Here is a 22,040-nt window from a genome sequence, read left to right on the forward strand (position 1 = left end):
GGTCTGTGTTTCTGCCTTTTACATATGGCGCCTAATTTTGAGACAGCATCACGCTGTCCCTTTGATTTTGACACTGCCGGGTATTGGATCAGCGCACTATTTGGGAGAACCAGCTGATGAAGGGCATAATTTTCAATGTGATTGAGGAGGTCGTGTCTGACCAGTTTGGTCCGGGCGTATGGGATGAACTGCTCTCGAAAACAGAGCTGTCTGGCATATATACATCTCTTGGTAGCTATCCAGATGAGCAGTTGTTCGACTTGGTTGGCGCGGCGTCTGAAATGACGGGAAAACCAGCGGCGGAATTGTTGAAGACACTTGGCCGTGGTGCAATGCCACGACTGCATGGCCGATTTCCGAAATTTTTTGAAGATGTGCCGGGCGCACGTCCATTCATCCTCAGTTTGAATACAATCATCCACCCTGAAGTTCGCAAATTATACTCAGGCGCAGGCTGTCCGCATTTTCATTTTGCTGAAACCGCAAGCACGGTTACGCTCGGATATAATTCGCCTCGCAAACTTTGTCATTTGGCCCATGGTTTCGTTCTGGGATTGGCTGATCTCTTCGACGAGACAATTGAAGTGGATCAACCTGTTTGCATGCACGAAGGCGCGCCCATGTGCCAAATAGAGTTGACCTGGAAATGAGTGTTGAACCGGCACAAAACGAATTTCAGACCGCAGAGTATCTTAGCAAGAAATGCGAACGACTTGAGCGTCAACTGGTCCGTGAAAAAGCTATACGGCTAGAAGCCGAAGATATTGCAGAGCATGGTTTGCGTGATCTCTTTCTCAGTCGCGAACGCCTCGAATTGTTGAATAGAGTTTCGAGTTTTGCAAATGACTGCGAAGAACCACGGGATGCGTTGCAGTTTGCGATCAACGAAATTTGTGAAGCGGCCGAATGGCCGGTGGGACATGCGTTGATTAGAAAAGGGCCCGTTGGCGATGCGCGGCTTGAGGGGACCGATATTTGGGCAGCCCAGGACCAGGACCTTAGTTTTCCTTTTATGGAAGCCTCGCGCACGTTGGTCGCTTGGCCATGCGCCTCTACGCCCGGCAGGCTATTCCTTGAAACAAAACCGACATGGGTGACTGATATCCACGCCCAAAGTGGATTTACCCGTTCTTCGGCCGCTATGCGATCCGGGTTGCGGAGCAGTATTTCTGTGCCAGTTATAATGGGCCATGAATTGGTCGGTGCTTTAGAATTTTATCAGACCGATACGGTCGAGCCGAAGCCTGAATTTCTTGAGTTGCTATTGCAAATAGGCATTCAGATCGGACGTGTTTTCAAGCGGCGCAAACATGCTGATATACTGCGCGAAAATGCCGCAACCGACTCTTTGACAGGCCTGCCAAACCGGCTAGCGTTTGAAAAAGAAGTGCGGGATATATTTGATCTGGAACATCAAAAATCCGACTTCCAATCGGCGCTAATCTATCTCGATCTGGATGGCTTTAAACTCGTCAATGACACATTGGGTCATGTGTCAGGCGACATGCTGCTGGTCGCAATGGCCGGCCGGCTCCAGACTATAGTGAATAGTTTCAAAGAATTGACGTGGGTTGAATATGCTCTGCTTGCCCGCATCGGCGGGGATGAATTTGTTATCATCATCAGGGGCGACGAAATCGAAGAGGTTGTGAAGGACATGGCGGAAGCTGTGCACAAATGCCTGCATCCCGTTCACCGGATCGGTTCGAGCAATGTGCAAGCCGCTGCCAGTATCGGGATCGCATTGAACGGTCCGGAATATACTGATCCGCAAGAGTTGATGCGTGATGCCGATGTCGCAATGTACGAAGCGAAATCGGAAGGCACCGAGCAAACGGTAACATTCTCTAGTCAGATGCGCACCGCGGCGCTGAAGAGGCTGGACATGGAGGCCGACTTGCGGGTGGCAATCAATACATCTGCATTCGAACTTCATTTTCAGCCTATCGTTTCGCTGGGCGACCGCAAATTGGTTGGCTACGAGGCGCTTATAAGATGGCAACGCTCAGCTGATGAACTTGTGATGCCGGAAGAGTTTATCGCTGCTGCGGAAACCTGTGGTTTGATCGTTCCCATCGGAACATGGGTGTTGCGTGAAGCCTGCCGCGCCGCCGTTCGTTTCCAGACCGCTAGCGCGTCTGAAACCCCTTTGACCGTGAGCATCAATGTCGCTTTGCAGCAATTTCAACAACCGCATTTTGTCAGCTTGGTTCGCGATATTCTCCTTGAAACCGGTGCGAATTCGCAATGGATCCGCCTAGAGCTCACGGAAAGCGCTGCCGCTACCAACCCTAAACAGGCCAAGCGCGTCATTGAACAATTGAGTGCCATGGGCATTCAGGTGAGCATTGATGATTTTGGAACCGGCTATTCGTCGCTCGCACATTTGCAAGCCATGCCTTTCAACACCATCAAAATTGATCGATCTTTTATCGCCAAACAGTTTGAGAATTCTGCAGACTGGTCCTTTGTCGCCGCTATGAAACAGCTGGCGGACTCCTTGAATATGAACGTCATCGTCGAAGGAATAGAGAGCGAGTTCCAACAGGCCGAACTTGAATCTCTGGGGTGCCAATTTGGACAAGGCTGGCTCTACGGAAAACCAAAGCCTGAATCGATCGTTATAGAATTGTTGGAGAACAGCTAGGTTTGCTGGTCAGAGCAATTTCAACTGTCCGGCGGTATTTGCCAGTAACAGATTGGTCGAAAAGCGTTCGGACGGCCTGGATAAATAGGGAGTAAGCAATTGAAAAAGCTAAACGAACTATTTTTCATGATCTGGCTTCTCTATTTTTCGATCGTGCTGTTGGACTGGGTAAATTCAGGATATGAAATATTCAGGATTGATCGATTTTTTCTAGATCTGGGTGCTGATAAGGGCAACTATATCGGCACCATATTGGATTGGATGTTGATGATCTATCCGATTATATTTGGCTGTATTCTCGTTAGAAAAGGCCGCTCAAAGGGCGGCTGAAACCCAAGATATTCTCTATTCGCATTGACAGGTGAGCGCAAAGATGTCCAACTCGCCGCTACCCGAGAGTATTTCACCCGCGACAGTTTTGATCGGACGCGCCGTGACGATCCCAATCCAAAATCAGTGATAGTGTAGTCGCAAAATACACGATATTGGAAATGGATGAACACTGAGAAATATGTCGTTCTGAACGGAACGGACAGCTCGCTCGTGATCGAGCTGATGGAAGCCGGAGCACCCCTATGGCGCTATTGGGGGCAAAGGCTTGGCGAGAATTTTTCATTGGGCTCGCCATTGCTGGAAACTCGACCGACGCCTGGCTTCTCGATGGACGAAACCGTCGCATTCTCGATTTTTCCTACTTTTGGCAATGGATGGTTTGCTCACAGCGCATTGCTCGCCCATCGCGCGGGTCGCGATTTTGCGCAAGACTTCGACTCTTGCGAGTGGGAATGGATTGAAATCGGTAAGTCTGTCCGGTTTCTTCTAACTGACAAAGTCGCCGCAATAAAAGCCAGTGTAATGATGGCTCTTGATGGGGACACGCTCACGATCTCATCTAGTCTGCAAAATATAGGCGATGATATTCTAGACGTGCAGTGGCTGGCAGCCGCAGCTTTGCCGCTGGCCGCTACATCGCGATCAGTGCATTCCTTTTCTGGCAAACATAATTCTGAATTCCAGCATCAGTCAGACACGCTGGGACGTGCAATATGGCGCAAAGAGAATCGGCGCGGTCTCACATCGCATGACGCCTTCCCCGGCGCCTATGTGCAGGCAGAGGCCATGACTTATGGCGCGCAATTCGCATGGTCGGGCAATCATGCCCAGATGATAGAGTGGCTCGACGATGGCCGCTACCAATGGCAGATCGGTGAATGGTTGGCGCCGGGAGAAGTCCGCCTGGCTCCCGGCGAAACCTTTCAGTCGCCTGAGGTTCTCGCGACCTGCTCAACCAACGGACATAATGGCGTTGCAAAGAATTTTCACGCCGCGATCCGCAAGCGTCTGAAATGGCCAGGCGATGAAATGAAGCCCCGTCCAGTGCATCTCAATACTTGGGAAGGCTATTATTTCGACCATGATCAAACGGCCTTGATTGCGCTAGCGGATGCCGCGTCGGGTGTCGGCATTGAGCGTTTTGTGATGGATGATGGTTGGTTTAACGGCCGGGATGACGATAGCCGCGCGCTTGGCGATTGGTGGGCGGATACAGGCAAATATCCGGATGGACTGGCTCCGCTCGCGGACCATGTTGTGGCGCTAGATATGGAATTCGGCCTTTGGGTAGAACCAGAAATGGTGAATCCGGATAGCGAGCTGTTTCGAGCGCACCCGGATTGGGTTTTGCAGATTGAGGGCAGGCCCCTGAAAACGGCGCGCAATCAGCTGGTGTTGGATCTCTCGCGGGATGAAGTGACGGACTATCTTTTCGAAAGCATCGCAAAATTGCTTGGTGATTTGCCGATATCCTATCTTAAATGGGATCATAACCGTGACCTTTCCGCGGCTGGTGGAGCAGATGGACGGCCGAGCTATCACAAGCAAGTCGAGGCCGCATATGGGCTGTTTGATCGCTTCAGACGGGCTTTTCCAGAAGTAGAAATCGAAGCCTGTGCCGGCGGCGGCGGGCGTATTGATGCAGGCATTGTTCAACACGCCCACCGCTTCTGGACAAGCGATTGCATTGATGCTGTTTCCCGCGCGCAGATGCAGCCAGGTTTTCTTCAATTCATGCCGCCTGAAATAATGGGTTCGCATATCGGGACGTCACCAACGCATAGCACCGGACGCCTGCAATCCTTTGATTTCCGCGCTGCTGTTGCACTTCAAGGGCATTTTGGTGTGGAGTTTGATCTCGTCAAGCTGGGCGAGAAAGAAAAGGCACGGCTGGCGGAGTGGATCGCCTTTTACAAGAAATCACGGCATCTGCTGCACGATGAGGTCAGTTCTGGCAAAGGCGATGACGGGATGATCTGGCACGCCGCAGGCAATGCAGAAGAATGGTTGCTGATCGTGTATCAGATGACTCCAGTGACGCATCGTCATATGCCATCCGTGCGGCTACCATTTTTGGATCGCGAAAGGCACTATAATATCTCGCGCATAGATCAGGAATTCAAGCCGGTGGACAGAATTTTGTTCGATGGCAGTTGGCTTATGGAGGTGGGCATGCCTGTTCCACCTATGATGGCTGAACGCGCTACTATCTTTCATGGGTGTCGCCATGAACTTTGATCCAACCGAACATCCACACCGGCGCTATGATCCGCTGGGAGACGAATGGATTCTTGCTTCTCCCCATCGCGCCAAGCGGCCGTGGCAGGGCCAATCCGATCTGCCGGAGGTTTTGGATTTACCCAATCATGACCCGGATTGCTATTTATGTGCCGGTAACAAGCGCATAACAGGCGAGCATAACCCTGAATATGAAGGTCCATTTGTCTTCGTCAATGACTTCGCAGCCTTGCAAGCAGATACGCCGGAACCAAATGCAAACAGTGACCTGTTCCGGTCAGCTCAGGCGCAAGGCGAGAGCAGGGTGGTTTGCTTTTCGCCGGACCATAGCAAGAGCTTGCCAGAACTGCCGGCGGAACAGATCCGCGCGGTTATCGACTGCTGGTGCGAGCAACTCACAGATCTTGGTAAGACATATCCTTGGGTTCAGCTGTTTGAGAATAAGGGCGTGATGATGGGCTGTTCCAATCCGCATCCGCACGGGCAGCTATGGGCGACCAGTTACATTCCCAGCATTCCGAAGACAGAAGGGCGCATGCAGGCGGAATGGTTGCGGGATAAGCAGAGGCCGCTTTTGCTCCAGCTTGCGGAACGGGAATCCGGAGGGGAGCGAGTCGTAGTGGAAAGCGATCATTGGCTCGCGATCGTGCCTTATTGGGCGAAGTGGCCTTTCGAAACATTGTTGCTTCCCTGCTTCCCGGTACGACAAATGCCTCAGCTCACATCGGAGCAGCGAGATGACCTCGCCATCATCATAAAGGCCCTGACGAGCTGCTATGACAATCTGTTCCAAACCCACTTTCCCTATTCGATGGGTTGGCATGGCGCTCCCTTTGATGGGCAACGGCATGAGGAATGGCAGTTGCACGCACATTTCTATCCGCCCTTGCTGCGCTCCGCATCGGTTCGCAAGTTTATGGTCGGTTACGAAATGCTCGCCGAAGCCCAACGAGATCTAACGCCGGAGCAAGCGGCGGAGAAGCTTCGTGCAGCGGCAGGAAAACACTTCCTTGGATGATCTTGGACAAAATGTGCGCCGCGCCTTTGCGGAATGCTGTGACGGCAATCCTGATGTGCTTGCTTATGCTCCGGGTCGCGTCAATCTGATCGGCGAACATACCGACTATAATGACGGATTTGTGCTTCCCATGGCGATCGGTTGCGGAACAATGGTTGCGGGCAGAGCAAGAGCAGATGGACAGATAAAGGTGTTTGCGGTTGATCTTGATATGAGTCGATCCAGCTTTGCGACGGATCAACCGATTTTGCCCGATGCGCAGCAACCATGGTCTAATTATGTGCGGGGTGTAGCCGCAGCCCTTCAAGAGGATGGCTTGACGCTATCAGGCGCAGATCTGGTGATCGCCGGGAATGTGCCGAAGGGGGCCGGGCTATCGTCCTCAGCATCGCTAGAAATCGCTACCGGTCTTGTGCTGGCGGCACTCGCTGGGCAACCCGATTATGACAGAACGGCATTGGCGCTTGCTGGACAACGGGCCGAAAATGAATTTGCTGGATGCCATTGCGGGATCATGGATCAACTGGTGTCCGCTCGGGCTAGGTCTGGAAAAGCAATGCTATTGGATTGCCGAAGCTTGGATGTCGTGCATGCTGACATGCCCAAAGGCCTGGCGATCATGATTGTTCACTCGGGCATTGATCGAGGGCTGGTTGATGGTGAGTATAATATTCGCCGGATCCAGTGCTACGCCGCCGCCCAACATTATGGCGTTGCAGCACTGCGCGATCTCGACGTGGCAGGATTGGAAGCCGGTAAACATGGTCTTGACCCAATAGCCTATTTGCGTGCGCGTCACGTCGTGTCCGAGAATGAACGGACTATTCTGGCTGCTGACGCGCTACAAAATGCAGATTTGGCTGAACTAGGAAAATTGATGGCCGATTCGCATATTTCAATGCGAGATGACTTTGCGATCACGACGCCTGAAATCGACAGGCTGGTAACGCTATTGCAAGCGGCAATCGGAAAGAATGGTGGTGCCCGCATGACGGGCGGAGGGTTTGGGGGAGCGGTTGTCGCCCTCATGAGTGAATCGATAGTGACCGAAGTTCGAGAACATTTGGAGCGCAATTACCAAACGCCGAGCGGAAACCGACCATTTGTAACAATCGAACGGGCTGTTAAGGGAGCCTCGATTATACCGCATTGAACATAGGGCATCTTCCAGAAACGTCACATTATTGCAGCAGCAAGCAATCGACGTCAGCAAGATTCGCAATACAGCTCTTCGTGGCTTACCGAAAATTTTTCGCCTCGTGCCAAGGTTTCTGTCGCCGCGGGAGCGGCATTGCTGAGGATATTCCGTTCCTGCAGGATATTGCGAGCGCGGATGATATCATGCGTGGGCCGGACCCTTTGCGCAACGCTTATCCTGCCTAGGTGCGATCATTTCGTCGCCAGAGACCGCCTAAATTTGTTCGTCCGCCCAATATAATTTCATCGGATTGGTGATCAACAGCTTGCGCTGCAATGCTTCGGTTGTCGCGATACGCGGGATCATATCGACCAAGTGACCGTCATCGGGAATATTGCTTTGCATATTGGGGTGTGGCCAATCGGTGCCCCAGAGGACGCGATCCTGATAATCCTCGACCAGCGGGCGGACCGCATCGGCAAAAGCGTCCCATGGGTCATGGCTTGCGTCGAGCCTATCCGGGCAGGTGGCTTTGAACCAGATGTCGGGCCGGCTATCGAGCAAGTCCCGAAAGGCTTTCATGTCGGCGCCATCGGGGCCCTGACTAACGTCCGGGCGACCCATATGGTCGATCACCACGGGGACTGGTATTGCATCGATGAAGGGCCGCATTTCATCCAATATATCGGCCTCAAAATAGATGACGACATGCCAACCGGACGGCAAGCGACCGGCGACTTCCAGAAATTTGTCCTTCGGTGCGTTATCGACCAGTCGTTTCAGAAAGTTAAAGCGGATTCCGCGAATGCCGCCTTCATGAAGCTGCGCAAGTTCGGCTTCGCTGATCGCCGGATCAACCACAGCAACGCCGCGTGCCTTGCCATTCGATTTTGCTATCGCGTCCAGGGTAGCGCTATTGTCGGTGCCGTGGCAACTGGCTTGCACGATTACATTGCGGTCGAAGCCGAGATGATCGCGAAGCGCGAAGAGCATGTCCGGGCCAGCATCTTCAGGGAGATATTTTGCCTTTGCGCTGAATGGAAATTGTGCCTGCGGACCAAAAACATGGCAATGGGCATCTATGGCGCCGGCCGGCGGTACAAATATCGGCTTTGACGGGCTGCCATGCCAGCTTGTGATCCGGCCTTGTGTATTGGCACTCATGCGAAAACCTCTCCGTCCATCAATTTGCGCGCTGTTCGTAGCATTGCCGCGCTGGTTACATTGCCCGCATCGTCGACTTCCATGACACAAGTGGTTTCACCGGTTGGGTGCTCGACCGACATCGTCTTGCGGCTGCCGTTCGGGATATTCGCAACTTCGGCAGCGGGTGAATTTTCGATCAAACAGGCCGTTGCAACAGTGACAGCCGCGAGTACACCCACGCTGGCATGAGCGCGCTTGGGAATGAAACTGCGTACGGTAATGGCACCACCGTTCTTGGGAGCGGCCACCAGCATCATCTTGGGTACAGATTTTTCCGAAACATCGCCAAGGTTCATTCGCTTGCCAGCAGCCAGCCGAATGGCTTCTATGCGCGACTTCAATTCCTCAGCTGCATCCAGTTCCTCGCGGCTTTCATAGCCGGTGGCGCCGATATCTTCTGCCTTCATCACGATGCAGGGCATGCCATTGTCAATCAAGGTGCAGCGCACATCATTGATGACATCAACGGCATTTCCTGTGGGAAGCAAGGCACCGCAGCTGGACCCGGCCGTGTCGCGGAACTCTAACGGAACCGGAGCTGCCGTGCCGGGAACACCATCGATTCGCGCCTCACCGGAATAGGTGGGCTTGTCGTCGGGAGTATCGACTGTCGCCACGGCGGTTTGTGAAGTGTTCTCCATGAAAATCGTGACTTTAGTCTGTCCAGCAGTGGCTGTGACTAGCCCCCGTTCAATCGCAAAGGGGCCAACGCCTGCCAAAATGTTTCCGCAATTCTGCGCGTCGCTAACCAGCGCCTGATCGACAAAGACCTGTAGAAACAGATAATCGACATCAATGCCGTCGCGATCCGATTTTTTCACTATCGCCACTTTGCTGGTGAGCGGATCGGCCCCGCCCATGCCATCAATTTGCCGGTCATCCGGAGATCCCATGATGCGGAGCAAAAAGGCATCCCGCTCAGCCCGGTCAGATGGCACATCGTCCACCAAAAAATAACCGCCTTTTGACGTTCCACCGCGCATCCACATGACACGCGCAGAAGTCATCGGGGGTTCAGACATATTTCAGACCTTCTTTCTCTAACCGCTCGCGCATGCTGTACATGTCGAGGCCCAAGATGCCGCTCTCCAATTTCTGTCTTTTGTCTTCTTCATTGGCTTCCCGCTCTTGCGCTTTTTTGAGCACATCGGCGGCCCGCTCGCGCGAGACGACGCAAACGCCATCGTCGTCGGCAATCACAACATCCCCAGGGTTGACTGGTGCACCAGCGCAGACGATCGGAATGTTGACCGAGCCCAGGGTATTTTTGACGGTGCCCTGCGCAAAAACCGCTTTGGACCAGACAGGAAATTTCATTTCGGTAAGGTCGCGGACATCGCGAACGCCAGCGTTGATGATCAAGCCACGACCACCGTGCGCTTGCGCCGATGTTGCCAGAAGGTCCCCAAAATATCCATCTTCGCAGGGACTCGTCGGTTCGAGAACCAATATGTCGCCTTCCTGCATCTGTTCGATAGCAACATGGACCATCCAGTTATCGCCAGGAGCAGCTGATATGGTCACAGCGTTGCCGGCCACGCGCGCGCCGGCATAGATGGGGGTCATGTGGGAGGCCATAAGGCCGATCCTGCCTTGGGCTTCATGCACAGTGGCGACGCCGCATTTTCCGAGGGCATCTACCAATTTTAGATCTGTCCGTTCAATATCCTGAACAACAATATTCGCCATTTTTTCTTCCTCATAGGATAAACTCAGTGTCGCAGGCTCGAAGGGAACACGCAATTTGGAACTTGGGATTGGCTATAAGTTTGTGCTAATCCTTCGTTCATGGAATTGTGGGATCTCAACTTGCGCCATTTGTACGCAGCAAAGGAAATCTGCGACAAAGGAAGTATAAGCGCTGCTGCAGATGCTGTGAATCTGACGCAACCGGCGATAACTCAGGGGCTGGGAAAGCTCGAGGCTCTCTTGGGACAGCCGCTTTTTGAACGTCATACAGACGGGATGACACCAACGCCCGCGGCGAAGATGTTTGCGCCACGGATTGAATCTGCTTTGGCCAACATTGGCTCCAGCCGGGTGACCATGGCGCAATTGCGGGCCTTTTTGTCGGTCGCGGAGCACGGTAGCTATCCGACGGCAAGCGCTATGTCGGGTTTGGCGCAGCCAACCTTGCACCGTTCGGTGGCCAATCTTAGCATCGCCTTGAGGCGGAAATTGTTGGACCGGCGCGGAAAAGGCATGGCGTTGACGGCCCAAGGGCGTTCGCTGGCGCGGTCTTTTCGTCTGGCCCGTGCGGAACTTGCTGCCGGACTATCGGAGATGGAGGCGCTCAAGGGACGGGAAACAGGAACAATATCTATCGGAGCAATGCCTCTGTGCAGGGCGCGATTGCTACCAAAGGCCGTGACGGAATTTCACAATGCTTATTCCGGAGTGGAAATCAGGATCGTAGAAGGCAGTCATGCCGAACTTATTGAACCGCTTCGAGATGGTGAGCTTGATCTTCTTGTCGGAGCATTGCGTGAACCGGGCCCCGGTGAAGACGTGCAACAGAAGCTGCTGTTTGAAGATCACCCGGTCGTGATCGGCCGCTATGACCATCCATTGCGAGGCCAGCATAATGACTTGGAAACGCTTGCCAGCTACCCCTGGACTATTGCTGCCCCCGGTACGCCTCTGAGAATGCGGTGGGAGCAAATGTTTCAAGCCGCAGGCATCGGCTGTCCGGATGTTCCCATAGAATGTGGCTCGGTGATTACCATTCGGCAGATATTACTTGAAAGTGATTTTCTGACGCTGCTTTCGCCAGATCAGGTGGCGGTGGAACTGGAGGCGGATTGGCTTTCAACGATTGGCGGGCCACCTGAAGGCCTGCACAGAACCATTGGTGTTACGACCCGATCCGGTTGGATGCCGACCGGCATGCAACAGGACTTCATGCAGATTTTGGAGAAGGCAGCGATAAGCTAAATTCGCTTTACCTTATATCCAATCCCGCTTTCCAATTGGCGGATTTATGAGCTTCCAGATAGCAATAGATCATCATGCAATCTGTCTCTCTTATCGGTTTCGGCGAAGCAGGCTCGGCCTTTGCAAATGCAGGCGGGTGGGGCGACGCTGCGCGTGTTTATGACGTTAAGAACAAGCAATCGGAATATCTGTCTGCTGGTGTCATGGGATGTTCCGTGTTGCCCGACGCTATTCAAGATTCGCCTGCCTTAATGAGCCTAGTGACTGCCGACCAGGCAAAGTCGGTGGCCGAATCTGCAGCGTCGTGCATCGCGGCGAACGCGCTCTATTTCGATATGAACTCGGTCGCCCCCAACACGAAACGTGCGGCGGCGGCGCATATTCAGCGCGCGCAGGGGCGCTACGTCGATGTTGCCGTTATGGCGCCGGTCCATCCTGCCCAATTGTCCGTGCCGCTGCTGCTCTCGGGTGCTGATGCGTCCGATGGTGCGGATGTTCTTGCTGCACTTGGTTTTGACAATATTCGCGTGGTCGAAGGTGAGGTCGGGAAGGCATCTTCGATCAAGATGATCCGTTCGATCATGGTGAAGGGCATCGAGGCGTTGACCGCAGAGATGATGCTGGCGGCTCAAGAGGCCGAGGTAAGCGAAGACGTCCTCCAATCTCTAGGCTCCGAATGGAGTGAGAAGGCCGCCTATAATCTGGAGCGCATGACCACCCATGGCCTGCGCAGGGCCGAGGAAATGGAACAGGTTGCTTTGACGTTAGATGCGCTGGGCATTGAACCGCTGATGACCAAGGGCACGATTGCCCGCCAGCGGGCCATGGCGAATAAGGAAGGGTGGACGAAATGAGTCTTATCATTGACTGTCACGGTCACTATACCACGGCTCCGACCGCGCATAACGAATGGCGTGAGGCGCAGAAAGCGGCATTCACGGCGGGAGAACAGGTCGGGCCTTATCCGAAGATTTCCGACGATCAGATTCGTGAGACGCTAGAAGCAAACCAGATTCGGCTGCTGAATGAACGCGGCGCGGACATGACGATATTCTCGCCCCGCGCTTCGGCGATGGCCCCGCATATCGGCGATGAAAGTGTGGCTAGAAAATGGGCGCAGGTGAACAATGATCTGATCAAACGCTGTGTCGATCTTTATCCAGAGATATTTGTGCCGGTTTGCATGCTACCGCAAAGCCCGAACGCGGATATGCAGGGCAGTATCGAGGAGTTGGAACGTTGCGTCGACATGGGCTTTGTCGGTTGCAACCTCAATCCCGATCCCGGCGGCGGCAAGTTTGAACATCCACCTCTGACGGACGAATATTGGTATCCGTTCTATGAAAAAATGGTCGAGCTGGACGTGCCTGCGATGATCCATGTCTCGGGCAGCTGCAATCCTGCCATGCATGCCACGGGTGCTTATTATATCGCGGCCGATACCATTGCTTTCATGCAGTTCATTCAAGGTAATCTGTTCAAGGATTTTCCGGACCTACGCTTCATCATCCCGCATGGCGGCGGTGCGGTGCCTTATCATTGGGGGCGCTATCGCGGCCTTGCCGATATGCTCAAGCAGCCCGATCTGTCTGGCCATGTGATGAACAATGTCTATTTCGATACCTGCGTCTATCACCAGCCGGGTGTTACGTTGCTGGCCGATGTTATCGACAATAAGAATATCCTGTTCGGCAGCGAAATGGTGGGAGCCGTGCGCGGCATAGATCCGCAAACGGGCCAGTATTTCGACGACACCAAACGCTATGTCGACGCGCTCGATATTTCCGATGCAGAGCGACATGCGATTTTTGAGGGCAATGCAAGAAGGGTCTACCCTCGGCTGGACGCGCAATTGAAAGGCTGGGGCTTATGACCTGGATCAAGAACGCCTGGTATGTTGCCGGATGGGACTATGAGGTTGGTTCTCAGCCGCTTGGCCGAACAATTTTGGGAGTCCCCGTGGTGCTCTGGCGCAAGCTTGATGGCGGTGTTGTTGCAATGCGTGACGCTTGCCCTCACCGCATGCTGCCTTTGTCGATGGGGATTAAGGAAGGCGATTCTATCCGCTGTAAATATCATGGACTTAAAATCGGTCCGGACGGTGTCGCCGAGGAAATGCCGCTGAAATCCGATCCGGTGAACAAACGCATTTGCACGGAAACATTTGAAGTGCACGAACGCCATCGCTTTGTCTGGATATGGATGGGCGATAGACCCGCCGACCCGGAACTGATTCCGGATCTATGGCCTTGCTCGGCAGAAGGATGGGCCTTTGAAGGCGGCTATTATCCTATCGCCTGCGACTATCGGTTGTTAATCGACAATCTGATGGATCTGACGCACGAGACCTACGTCCATCAGGGGTCTATCGGCCAGCAGGAGTTGATGGAAGCCCCGCTCGAGACACGCGTCACTGAAGACCGTGTGTTCGTCGAGCGCTGGATTCCGGATATCGACCCACCGCCCTTCTGGAAAGGTGCGCTTGGCAAGGAGGGGCGTGTCGACCGCTGGCAGATTTGTGAATTTATTGCGCCATCCGCGGTGATCATTGATGTTGGAGTTGCGCCTGTCGAAGCGAAGGCAAGTCTTGAAAAACATGACCAGGGCGTGCGCGGTTTTGTGGTCGATGTGATGACACCACAGGATGAAACGCACAGCCACTATTTCTGGGGCATGGCGCGGGACTTCCGGACCGATGATCCCGGTTTCGGTGCCCGTTTCCGTCAACAGCAAAGCGGCGTTTTTGCAGAGGATGTGGAAGTCTTGGAAGCTCAACAGCGTTCGGTTGTGGCCAATCCCGATCGCAAGTTGCAAGCCTATAACATCGACGAGGGCGGCATCCGCGCCCGCCGGATGATCGAACGAACCCGAAAGACAGAAGGCAGTTTATGACCGGACCAGCCGATATCCATGACTATCTTGCAGAACTCGAGGATATCCCGGGTACGCGGGTGTTTACCGCCGCGCGTGCTCGGCAAGGATATCATCTAAATCAATTCGCGATGAGCCTGATGGACGGAGCAAATCGCGAGCGTTGGAAGGCGGATGAAAAAGCCTATCTCGCTGAATGGCCGATCACCGATGATCAACGGCAGGCTGTTATCGATCGCGACTATAACCGGATGTTGGAATTGGGTGGGAATATCTACTTTCTCAGCAAGATATTCTCGACCGACGGGATAAGTTTTGCAGAAGCCGTCTCGACCATGACCGATATGAGCTTTCCGGATTATCGGGATATGATGATGCAGGGCGGGCGTTCGGCAAAAGGCAATCGCTCGATAAAGGGAGGCTATTGAGATGGCGCGCATTACTGCTGGTGTAGGCTCAAGCCACGTCCCGCTTCTGGGTGTCGCGGTCGATCAAGGGAAGACACAGGACGATTATTTCGGTCCCATTTTTGAGGGTTATGAATGGACCCGCAAATGGGAAGAAACCGAAAAGCCTGATGTCATTATTCTCGTCTATAATGATCATGCCTCCGCCTTTGACGCCAATATTATCCCAACATTCGCGATTGGTTGCGGTGAGCAATATAAGCCTGCCGATGAGGGGTGGGGACCGCGGCCGGTTCCCGATGTAGAAGGGCATGCTGACCTTGCCTGGCACATCGCGCAAAGTCTGATTCTAGACGATTTCGACATGACGATTATCAATGAAATGGATGTCGATCACGGCCTGACCGTGCCGCTGAGTATGATGTATGGCCAGCCTGAGAAATGGCCCGTCAAAGTGGTTCCGATTGCGGTGAACGTTGTGACCTATCCTGTTCCCTCTGGCAATCGCTGCTGGGCACTCGGCGAAGCGATCCAGCGTGCGGTGGCAAGCTTCCCGGAAGATCTGAACGTTCAGATCTGGGGCACTGGTGGCATGAGCCACCAGCTGCAAGGTCCGCGCGCTGGCCTGCTAAACCGTGAATGGGACAATAAGTTTCTCGATGCGCTGGTCGGCGATAGCGATGCGGCCCGCGATATCCCGCATATCGAATATCTGCGCGAAACGGGCAGCGAAGGCATTGAGATGGTGATGTGGCTGATCATGCGCGGAGCGCTGGGCAGGAAGACCAAATGCTTGCATCGCCACTATCATATTCCCTGCAGCAACACAGCAATCGGGCACATAGTGCTTGAACCTGACAACTAAATTTGACGGAGCATATATCATGAGAATTGCACTTGCCGGTGGCGGCGCTTTTGGTGAAAAACACCTGGATGGCCTCAAGAATATTGATGGTGTGGAAGTCACGGCCTTGGTTGGCCGACGCCAGGAACCGACCCAGGCTATGGCTGACAAATATGGGGTTGGCTTTGCGACCACCGACTATGAAGCGATGTTGGAACGTGACGATGTCGATGCCGTGATACTGGCAACGCCGACGCAAATGCACGCCGACCAATCGATCAAGGCGATGAATGCGGGCAAGCATGTCGAAGTGGAGATTCCGCTCGCGGATAGCTGGGCCGATAGTCAGGCTGTTCTGGACAAGCAAAAGGAAACCGGCCTTGTATGCATGGTTGGTCACACACGGCGCTTCAATCCCTCGCATCAATATGTGCATAATCTGATCGGTGCCGGTGAATTCAACATCCAGCAGATGGATGTGCAGACCTATTTCTTCCGCCGTCAGAATATGAATGCGAAAGGCGAGGCTCGCAGCTGGACCGACCATCTGCTTTGGCATCATGCTGCTCATACGGTCGATCTGTTTGCCTATCAGGCTGGTCCGATCATCCAGGCCAATGCCATTCAGGGCCCGATCCATCCTGAACTGGGTATCGCGATGGACATGTCTATCCAGTTGAAAGCAGAGAGCGGTGCGATTTGTACCTTGTCACTGAGTTTCAACAATGACGGCCCGCTGGGCACATTCTTCCGCTATATCGGTGATACCAATACCTATATCGCGCGCTATGATGATCTGGTGAATGGCAAGGAAGAGGTCATTGACGTATCCAATGTCGACGTGTCGATGAATGGTATCGAATTGCAGGATCGTGAATTTATCGCGGCAATCCGGGAAGGTAGGGAGCCGAATAGTTCGGTCGCACAAGTATTGCCCTGCTACAAGGTTTTGCATGATCTAGAACAACAGCTCGGATGAAAACGCAGGTTGCCATAATTGGCGCCGGACCGGCCGGATTGCTCTTGGGGCATTTGCTGCGTGCAGAAGGTATCGATTGCGTCATCGTGGAGCGCCAATCCCCGGATTATGTTCTGGGACGGATAAGAGCGGGTGTGTTGGAGCGGACAACGACGGATTTGCTGGACCGTTTGGGGGTCAACGAACGGCTGCACAGCGAGGGCCTAAAGGAGGCAGGATTTGCGCTTGCCGATGGCGAACGGCTGATCCGTATTGATACGCTGGGGCTCACTGGCAAATATGTGACGGTTTATGGCCAAACCGAAGTGACACGGGACCTAATGGATGTCGCTCCCGAACGTGGTCTTGAAATCATCTATGAGGCCGCTGACGTTGCGCTCCACGAGGTCGACAGCGATAATCCCTATGTCACATTCGAAAAAGAGGGCGTCACCCAACGCATAGACGCCCAGTTCCTTGCTGGTTGCGATGGATATTATGGCCCGTCCAGAAAGGCCATCCCCGCACACGTGGCCAAGGAATTTGAGCGGGTCTATCCGTTCGGCTGGCTTGGTATATTGGCCGATGTGGCTCCGTGCCATGAAGAGCTGATCTACGCCAATCATGAGCGGGGATTTGCTCTAGCATCCATGCGTTCCCGGACACGCAGCCGCTATTATATCGACGTCCCGCTATCCGAAAAAGTCGAAGACTGGTCGGATGAGCGGCTTTGGGATGAGCTGGCGGTCCGCCTTGGCCCGGAAGCGGCGGCCAATATGACGCGGGGACCATCGATCGAGAAAAGTATTGCACCCTTGCGTTCTTATGTTTTTGAACCGATGCGCCATGGCCGTCTATTCCTGGCGGGTGATGCCGCGCATATTGTTCCGCCGACGGGCGCAAAGGGATTGAATCTGGCGGCCTCGGACGTAGCCTATCTGTCCGATGCCTTCACCCGCTTTTTCAACCATGGTGACAATGACGCTATCGCGGGCTATTCAGCGAAGGCATTGGCACGCGTATGGAAGGCCGAGCGTTTTAGCTGGTCTTTGACGAAGTTGATGCATCGCTTCCCCGATGACGGATCGTTTGAACGACAGATGCAGATGGCGGAACTGGATTATATCGCGAGCAGCGAGGCGGCGCAGACCAGCATCGCCGAAAATTATGTGGGTTTACCTCTATGAGCATTTCCAAGCGCAATATTAACGGCAAAAACACGAACCCTATCGGGCTGGGCTGCATGTCTCTGTCTTGGGCCTACGGCGTACCACCATCGGAGGAGGATGCCGCCAAGTTGCTGCATCGCGCGCTGGATTTGGGCTATGACCATCTTGATACGGCGAATATTTACGGCCTTGGCCACAATGAAACTTTGCTGGGCAATGCGCTTCAGGGGCGCCGGAACGCGTTTTTTCTAGCAACCAAAATGGGGCTAATCATTGATGGCGCGAAGCGAGGCGTTGATTGCAGTCCCGCAGCGATCCGGAAGTGCGTCGAGGAATCGCTAGCCCGATTGCAGACCGACCATATTGATCTCTACTATATGCATCGCCGCGATTTTAACGTACCGATCGAAGAGTCGGTCGGGGCGATGGCTGAGCTGATCAAAGAAGGTAAAATCGGTAGCATCGGCTTGTCCGAAATGTCCGCCGAGACATTGAGAAAAGCAGCGGCTGAACATCCCATCGCCGCAGTCCAGACCGAATATTCGCTATGGACCCGCAATCCGGAAATTGGCGTTCTGCAGGCTTGCAAGGAACTTGGCACAACATTGGTTGCTTTTTCTCCGGTCGGCCGCGGTGTTTTGGCCAATGGAGTGCGCGACATAGATGGGCTTGCGGAGAAGGATCTCCGTCGCAATATGCCGCGTTTCAACGCAGATAACTGGCCGAAAAACCTAAAGTTGGTGGATCAGTTCAATGCGATCGCTCAGGAAGAAGGTCTGACGCCCGCGCAATTGTCATTGGCCTGGGTCTTGTCGAGAGGAGAGCATGTTGTGGCTATCCCCGGCACAGCCTCCATCGCCCATCTCGAAGAGAATCTCGCGCGCTGGGATTGGGAAATCTCCGCTGAAGCAGAGGCTCGCCTAGATGCTCTGATCAATCAGCAAACGGTCTCCGGACCGCGCTATGGAGAGCTCATTCAAAAAACCATTGATACCGAAGAATTTGCCTGATCAGTTTTTGAAAACAATGGTCTTGTGCCCGTTCAGGAATACACGATCAGCCAAATGATAATGGACTGCCTGCGCCAACACCCGGCGTTCGATATCGCGTCCTTTTCGCACTAGAGCTTCCGCTGAATCTGCGTGGTTGATGGCTTCTACATCCTGATGGATGATGGGGCCTTCATCCAAATCCGTGGTAACATAATGAGCGGTTGCGCCGATCATCTTGACGCCGCGCGCATGCGCTTGATGATATGGTTTGGCTCCCTTGAATCCGGGCAAGAAGCTGTGGTGAATGTTGATGCAGCGGCCTGCAAGAAAGCCTGCGAGGTCATCAGAAAGGATTTGCATATATCGCGCCAGAACGACGAGATCGGCTCCGCTTTTGGTCACCAGATCTTTAATTTGTGCTTCTTGTTGAGACTTGGTGTCTTTCGTGATCGGTAGGTGATGGAAAGGAATATTCTCTTCAAGGGAGATTTGAAGCGCCTGACGCGGATGGTTGCAAATGATGCCAACGACATCCATCGGGAGCTCTCCAATCCGATGGCGATACAAAAGATCACCAAGGCAATGGTCGAATTTGGAGACCATCAACAGCACCTTGGGTCTCTCGTCGTCGCCTCGCAGTTTCCAATCCATTTTTTTGTCGCCGGCGATCAAATGCATCGCGTCGGAAACGCATTTGGTCTCTATGTCCGGCGCGAGGTCAAAGACCACGCGCATGAAGAACTGGTTTGTTTCGCTATCGTTAAACTGCTGAGAGTCGACAATGTTCCCGCCATTCTCTGACAATATTTTTGCAACGCTGGCCACCAATCCTGGCTGATCCGGACAAGACAATGTTAGAATTTGCCGATTTTCCGACATAGATTTCTCTCTCACCTCAAAGCTGTTCGTGCCGCATATAAATATGGATCTGGTCTGGCCAGCTATTTGTATAGAAAGAAGGTTCCGTGGATCTCGGAAATTTGGAGATTGTTTTAGCGAACGGGATACATGCCGAGCGGTTGATGGGCGATAGGTTATCTAGAATAGGGAAACGGTTCAGTCGTCATAGAAATTCAGTTCGAGCAAAATGCCATTGGGGTCTTGCGTAAATACCTGTTTGAGACCGACGGCCTCAATCACGTTGAGTTGATAAGCTAGATTCCGATCATTCAGGCGCCTGATCATTGCGTCCAAGCCTTCACATTTCAGAGCGACGTGATGGATGGACCCGGTAGGGCCTTCCTTCACGTCTCGATCAAAAGCGCGAGGACAGTCCAGGCTATTGATATGGAAAATGGCATTGTCGTTGCCGTCAAACATCCATTGTGCATTTTCCGGCATCAATGGCGCTGGCGCATTCCGCCGAACAAGCCCGAACATGTCGGTGTAGAACTGAGCGGTTTTATCCAGATCGCTTGTGATGATGTTGACATGATCAAGAGCTTGTACCTGCATCGCGGAATTCTCCTGAAAAGAAACGATGTTTCTATCTAACCTGTTTCAGATGTTTTACCATCCGCTCTTCTCTCAGTAAATATGGTATGTCGGGCCCGCTAGCCGCAAAAGAGGTCAATATGACGCGACCAGAAGAAATGTCGGTGCAAAAAGGCACAACATATTGCCGACGGGGAATTGGCACAAAAAGAGGTTTCCGATTTCGGGCTTGTTACAGATCACCCCGATATCGCTCGGACGAACCTCGCTCGGAACACCTGCGGATGGATCCGTGCCACCAATATGGCGATTGTCAATCGGCTGTAAAAGCGGGGATGACGGGTTCGCGGCAAATCTCAAACCGATGGACGCAAGCAAAAATTGGATTTAACCGATAATGGTAGGCAGACTCGAGACTCCGCAAAAGTGGCAATCCAGGGATAGGAAGAGAATAGCTGATGAGGGGGGAGAAAATGGCGGACGCAGATCCGATTAAAACCATGGAAGAGGGCGGCATGCGCACTTGGCAATGGTTAGCAGTGGCTATGACCGTAGCGCTCAATGCGCTGGATGGCTTTGATGTCCTATCGATCAGCTTCGCTGCACCGGGCATCGCAAAGGAATGGGGCGTTGACCAAGGCATTCTGGGTTGGGTTCTTTCTATGGAATTGCTGGGCATGGCCATTGGTTCCATCCTGTTAGGAGGTGTCGCTGACAAATATGGTCGCCGCCCCACGATATTGGGCTGCCTCGTCGCCATGACCATAGGCATGTGGTTTGCCGGCACGGCTGGGAGTGTCAACGAACTGCTTGTTTGGCGGCTGATTACTGGGCTCGGAATCGGAGGAATGCTGGCTGCCATCAATGCCACGGCGGCGGAATTTTCCAATGCGCGTTGGCGCAGCGTCGCTATGGCGCTTATGGTGATTGGCTATCCGATTGGAGGCGCAACCGGCGGCTTGGTGGTGCAACAGATTCTAGCAGAGGGTGGCTGGCGGGATATATTCTCATTCGGCGCTTATGCGACTGCGGCCTGCATTCCATTGGTCTGGTTTCTAATTCCGGAAACGCCTGCATTCCTGGATCGGAAGCGCCCGGAAGGAGCGCTGATCAAGATCAACCAGACCTTCGCCCGCTTTGGCCATCCCGCTGTCAATGGATTTTCAGAGGAAACAACGGAGATTGCCAAAAGATCATTGAGTGATATTTTTAAGCCCGCTTTGATCGCGACCACGATACTTATAACTTTTGCGTATTTTGCCCATATCACCAGCTTTTATTTTATCATCAAATGGGTGCCAAAAATTGTTGTCGACATGGGCTTTGAAGCCCGGTCAGCGGCTTTGGTTTTGACTTGGGCGAATGTTGGTGGCGCCGTTGGCGGCGCCATGTTCGGATTTGTCGCCATGCGCGTTGGATTGAAGAAGCTCACCATGATGACCTTGGTCATCGCTGCCATTCTCATCGTCTGGTTCGGACAGGGAACCTCCGATCTAACCAAGCTGGCCGCTACGGTTGCTGTCGTAGGGTTTTTCACCAATGCCGGCGTTGTGGGATTATACACGCTGTTCGCTCAGGTTTTTCCGACACATGTTCGCGCTACCGGGACCGGATTTGCGATAGGGGTAGGGCGTGGCGGAGCGGTATTGGCACCAGTGCTTGCGGGCTATTTGTTTCTCGCTGGCTACGGTCTACAAACGGTTGCGATCTTCATGGCGTCCGGGTCCTTGCTTGCCGCAATTGCCCTCTATTTTTTAACCGTAAGAAATGCCGACTAGCTGGCCTTCATCCCCTCAATGGCTTGTGCTTTGAGGAGATGAAGGCCGGCAGTCACTTTATGCTTGGCCACAA

Annotated in this window: 22 protein-coding genes; 17 read left to right on the plus strand and 5 right to left on the minus strand. The window is 53.4% G+C overall.

From position 1 onward, the window contains the following. Positions 1-116 precede the first annotated feature (116 nt). The 7 genes from ABJV08_RS06210 (at position 117) to ABJV08_RS06240 (ending at position 7,619) form a co-directional block, all read left to right on the plus strand. Positions 117-650, plus strand: coding sequence for a heme NO-binding domain-containing protein (locus ABJV08_RS06210; protein WP_348036855.1), 534 nt, complete (start codon positions 117-119; stop codon positions 648-650). Beyond that, entirely contained in the window at positions 623-2,647 is a 2,025-nt protein-coding gene (locus ABJV08_RS06215) for a GGDEF domain-containing protein (protein WP_348036857.1), read from the plus strand. The genes ABJV08_RS06210 and ABJV08_RS06215 overlap by 28 nt, the downstream gene beginning before the upstream one ends. A gap of 99 nt (positions 2,648-2,746) precedes the next feature. Beyond that, positions 2,747-2,977 carry a hypothetical protein gene (locus tag ABJV08_RS06220; protein ID WP_348036859.1) on the plus strand — a complete coding sequence of 77 codons (231 nt, stop codon included), beginning with the start codon at positions 2,747-2,749 and terminating at the stop codon, positions 2,975-2,977. Positions 2,978-3,142: 165 nt separating this feature from the next. After that, on the plus strand, positions 3,143-5,218 hold the full coding sequence (locus tag ABJV08_RS06225) for an alpha-galactosidase (RefSeq protein ID WP_348036861.1): 2,076 nt from the start codon (positions 3,143-3,145) through the stop codon (positions 5,216-5,218). Next, positions 5,208-6,236: a UDP-glucose--hexose-1-phosphate uridylyltransferase gene (locus ABJV08_RS06230; protein WP_348036863.1), complete on the plus strand. Its 1,029-nt coding sequence runs from the start codon at positions 5,208-5,210 to the stop codon at positions 6,234-6,236. Before ABJV08_RS06225 ends, ABJV08_RS06230 begins: the two co-directional genes overlap by 11 nt. Next, the gene (gene galK / locus ABJV08_RS06235; RefSeq protein WP_348036865.1) at positions 6,205-7,389 is read left to right on the plus strand and encodes a galactokinase; all 1,185 of its coding nucleotides are present in this window, start codon (positions 6,205-6,207) and stop codon (positions 7,387-7,389) included. Before ABJV08_RS06230 ends, galK begins: the two co-directional genes overlap by 32 nt. 80 nt (positions 7,390-7,469) lie before the next feature. Further along, the gene (locus ABJV08_RS06240; RefSeq protein WP_348036867.1) at positions 7,470-7,619 is read left to right on the plus strand and encodes a hypothetical protein; all 150 of its coding nucleotides are present in this window, start codon (positions 7,470-7,472) and stop codon (positions 7,617-7,619) included. 28 nt (positions 7,620-7,647) lie between these two features. Here ABJV08_RS06240 and ABJV08_RS06245 read toward each other — a convergent pair whose 3' ends face one another. Genes ABJV08_RS06245 through ligK form a run of 3 tightly spaced genes read right to left on the minus strand, consistent with a single transcriptional unit; the run spans position 7,648 to position 10,269 of the window. Then, complete coding sequence (locus ABJV08_RS06245) at positions 7,648-8,538, minus strand: amidohydrolase family protein (protein WP_348036869.1); 891 nt, start codon at positions 8,536-8,538, stop codon at positions 7,648-7,650. Further along, entirely contained in the window at positions 8,535-9,602 is a 1,068-nt protein-coding gene (locus ABJV08_RS06250) for a 4-oxalomesaconate tautomerase (RefSeq protein WP_348036871.1), read from the minus strand. Before ABJV08_RS06250 ends, ABJV08_RS06245 begins: the two co-directional genes overlap by 4 nt. Further along, positions 9,595-10,269, minus strand: coding sequence for a 4-carboxy-4-hydroxy-2-oxoadipate aldolase/oxaloacetate decarboxylase (ligK, locus tag ABJV08_RS06255; RefSeq protein WP_348036873.1), 675 nt, complete (start codon positions 10,267-10,269; stop codon positions 9,595-9,597). Before ligK ends, ABJV08_RS06250 begins: the two co-directional genes overlap by 8 nt. Before the next feature lie 99 nt (positions 10,270-10,368). Here ligK and ABJV08_RS06260 point away from each other — a divergent pair, with 99 nt between their 5' ends. The 9 genes from ABJV08_RS06260 (at position 10,369) to ABJV08_RS06300 (ending at position 18,773) form a co-directional block, all read left to right on the plus strand. Continuing rightward, entirely contained in the window at positions 10,369-11,514 is a 1,146-nt protein-coding gene (locus ABJV08_RS06260; RefSeq protein ID WP_348036875.1) for a LysR family transcriptional regulator, read from the plus strand. Positions 11,515-11,588: 74 nt separating this feature from the next. Next, positions 11,589-12,368: a DUF1932 domain-containing protein gene (locus ABJV08_RS06265; protein ID WP_348036877.1), complete on the plus strand. Its 780-nt coding sequence runs from the start codon at positions 11,589-11,591 to the stop codon at positions 12,366-12,368. Beyond that, positions 12,365-13,387, plus strand: a complete 1,023-nt coding sequence (locus ABJV08_RS06270; RefSeq protein WP_348036879.1) for an amidohydrolase family protein — start codon at positions 12,365-12,367, stop codon at positions 13,385-13,387. The genes ABJV08_RS06265 and ABJV08_RS06270 overlap by 4 nt, the downstream gene beginning before the upstream one ends. Next, positions 13,384-14,406 carry an aromatic ring-hydroxylating dioxygenase subunit alpha gene (locus tag ABJV08_RS06275; RefSeq protein ID WP_348036881.1) on the plus strand — a complete coding sequence of 341 codons (1,023 nt, stop codon included), beginning with the start codon at positions 13,384-13,386 and terminating at the stop codon, positions 14,404-14,406. Before ABJV08_RS06270 ends, ABJV08_RS06275 begins: the two co-directional genes overlap by 4 nt. Continuing rightward, positions 14,403-14,813 carry a protocatechuate 4,5-dioxygenase subunit alpha gene (ligA, locus tag ABJV08_RS06280; RefSeq protein ID WP_348036883.1) on the plus strand — a complete coding sequence of 137 codons (411 nt, stop codon included), beginning with the start codon at positions 14,403-14,405 and terminating at the stop codon, positions 14,811-14,813. The genes ABJV08_RS06275 and ligA overlap by 4 nt, the downstream gene beginning before the upstream one ends. A gap of 1 nt (position 14,814) precedes the next feature. Beyond that, the gene (locus ABJV08_RS06285; protein WP_348036884.1) at positions 14,815-15,657 is read left to right on the plus strand and encodes a class III extradiol dioxygenase subunit beta; all 843 of its coding nucleotides are present in this window, start codon (positions 14,815-14,817) and stop codon (positions 15,655-15,657) included. Between the two features lie 19 nt (positions 15,658-15,676). Next, positions 15,677-16,615, plus strand: a complete 939-nt coding sequence (locus ABJV08_RS06290; RefSeq protein ID WP_348036885.1) for a Gfo/Idh/MocA family oxidoreductase — start codon at positions 15,677-15,679, stop codon at positions 16,613-16,615. After that, positions 16,612-17,781: a 4-hydroxybenzoate 3-monooxygenase gene (gene pobA / locus ABJV08_RS06295; protein WP_348036887.1), complete on the plus strand. Its 1,170-nt coding sequence runs from the start codon at positions 16,612-16,614 to the stop codon at positions 17,779-17,781. The genes ABJV08_RS06290 and pobA overlap by 4 nt, the downstream gene beginning before the upstream one ends. Next, positions 17,778-18,773 (plus strand): aldo/keto reductase, encoded by a 996-nt coding sequence (locus ABJV08_RS06300; protein WP_348036888.1) that lies wholly within the window; start codon positions 17,778-17,780, stop codon positions 18,771-18,773. Before pobA ends, ABJV08_RS06300 begins: the two co-directional genes overlap by 4 nt. Here ABJV08_RS06300 and purU read toward each other — a convergent pair whose 3' ends face one another. Together purU and ABJV08_RS06310 are read right to left on the minus strand one after the other, a co-directional pair. After that, positions 18,774-19,634: a formyltetrahydrofolate deformylase gene (gene purU, locus ABJV08_RS06305; RefSeq protein WP_348036890.1), complete on the minus strand. Its 861-nt coding sequence runs from the start codon at positions 19,632-19,634 to the stop codon at positions 18,774-18,776. 177 nt (positions 19,635-19,811) lie between these two features. Continuing rightward, entirely contained in the window at positions 19,812-20,210 is a 399-nt protein-coding gene (locus tag ABJV08_RS06310; protein ID WP_348036892.1) for a VOC family protein, read from the minus strand. Between the two features lie 452 nt (positions 20,211-20,662). On the opposite strand from ABJV08_RS06310, the gene ABJV08_RS06315 reads away from it, so the two are divergent. Next, on the plus strand, positions 20,663-21,967 hold the full coding sequence (locus ABJV08_RS06315; RefSeq protein WP_348036894.1) for an MFS transporter: 1,305 nt from the start codon (positions 20,663-20,665) through the stop codon (positions 21,965-21,967). The last annotated feature ends 73 nt before the right edge of the window (positions 21,968-22,040 follow it).

The organism is Parasphingorhabdus sp. (assembly GCF_039982395.1).
Lineage (GTDB): Bacteria > Pseudomonadota > Alphaproteobacteria > Sphingomonadales > Sphingomonadaceae > Parasphingorhabdus.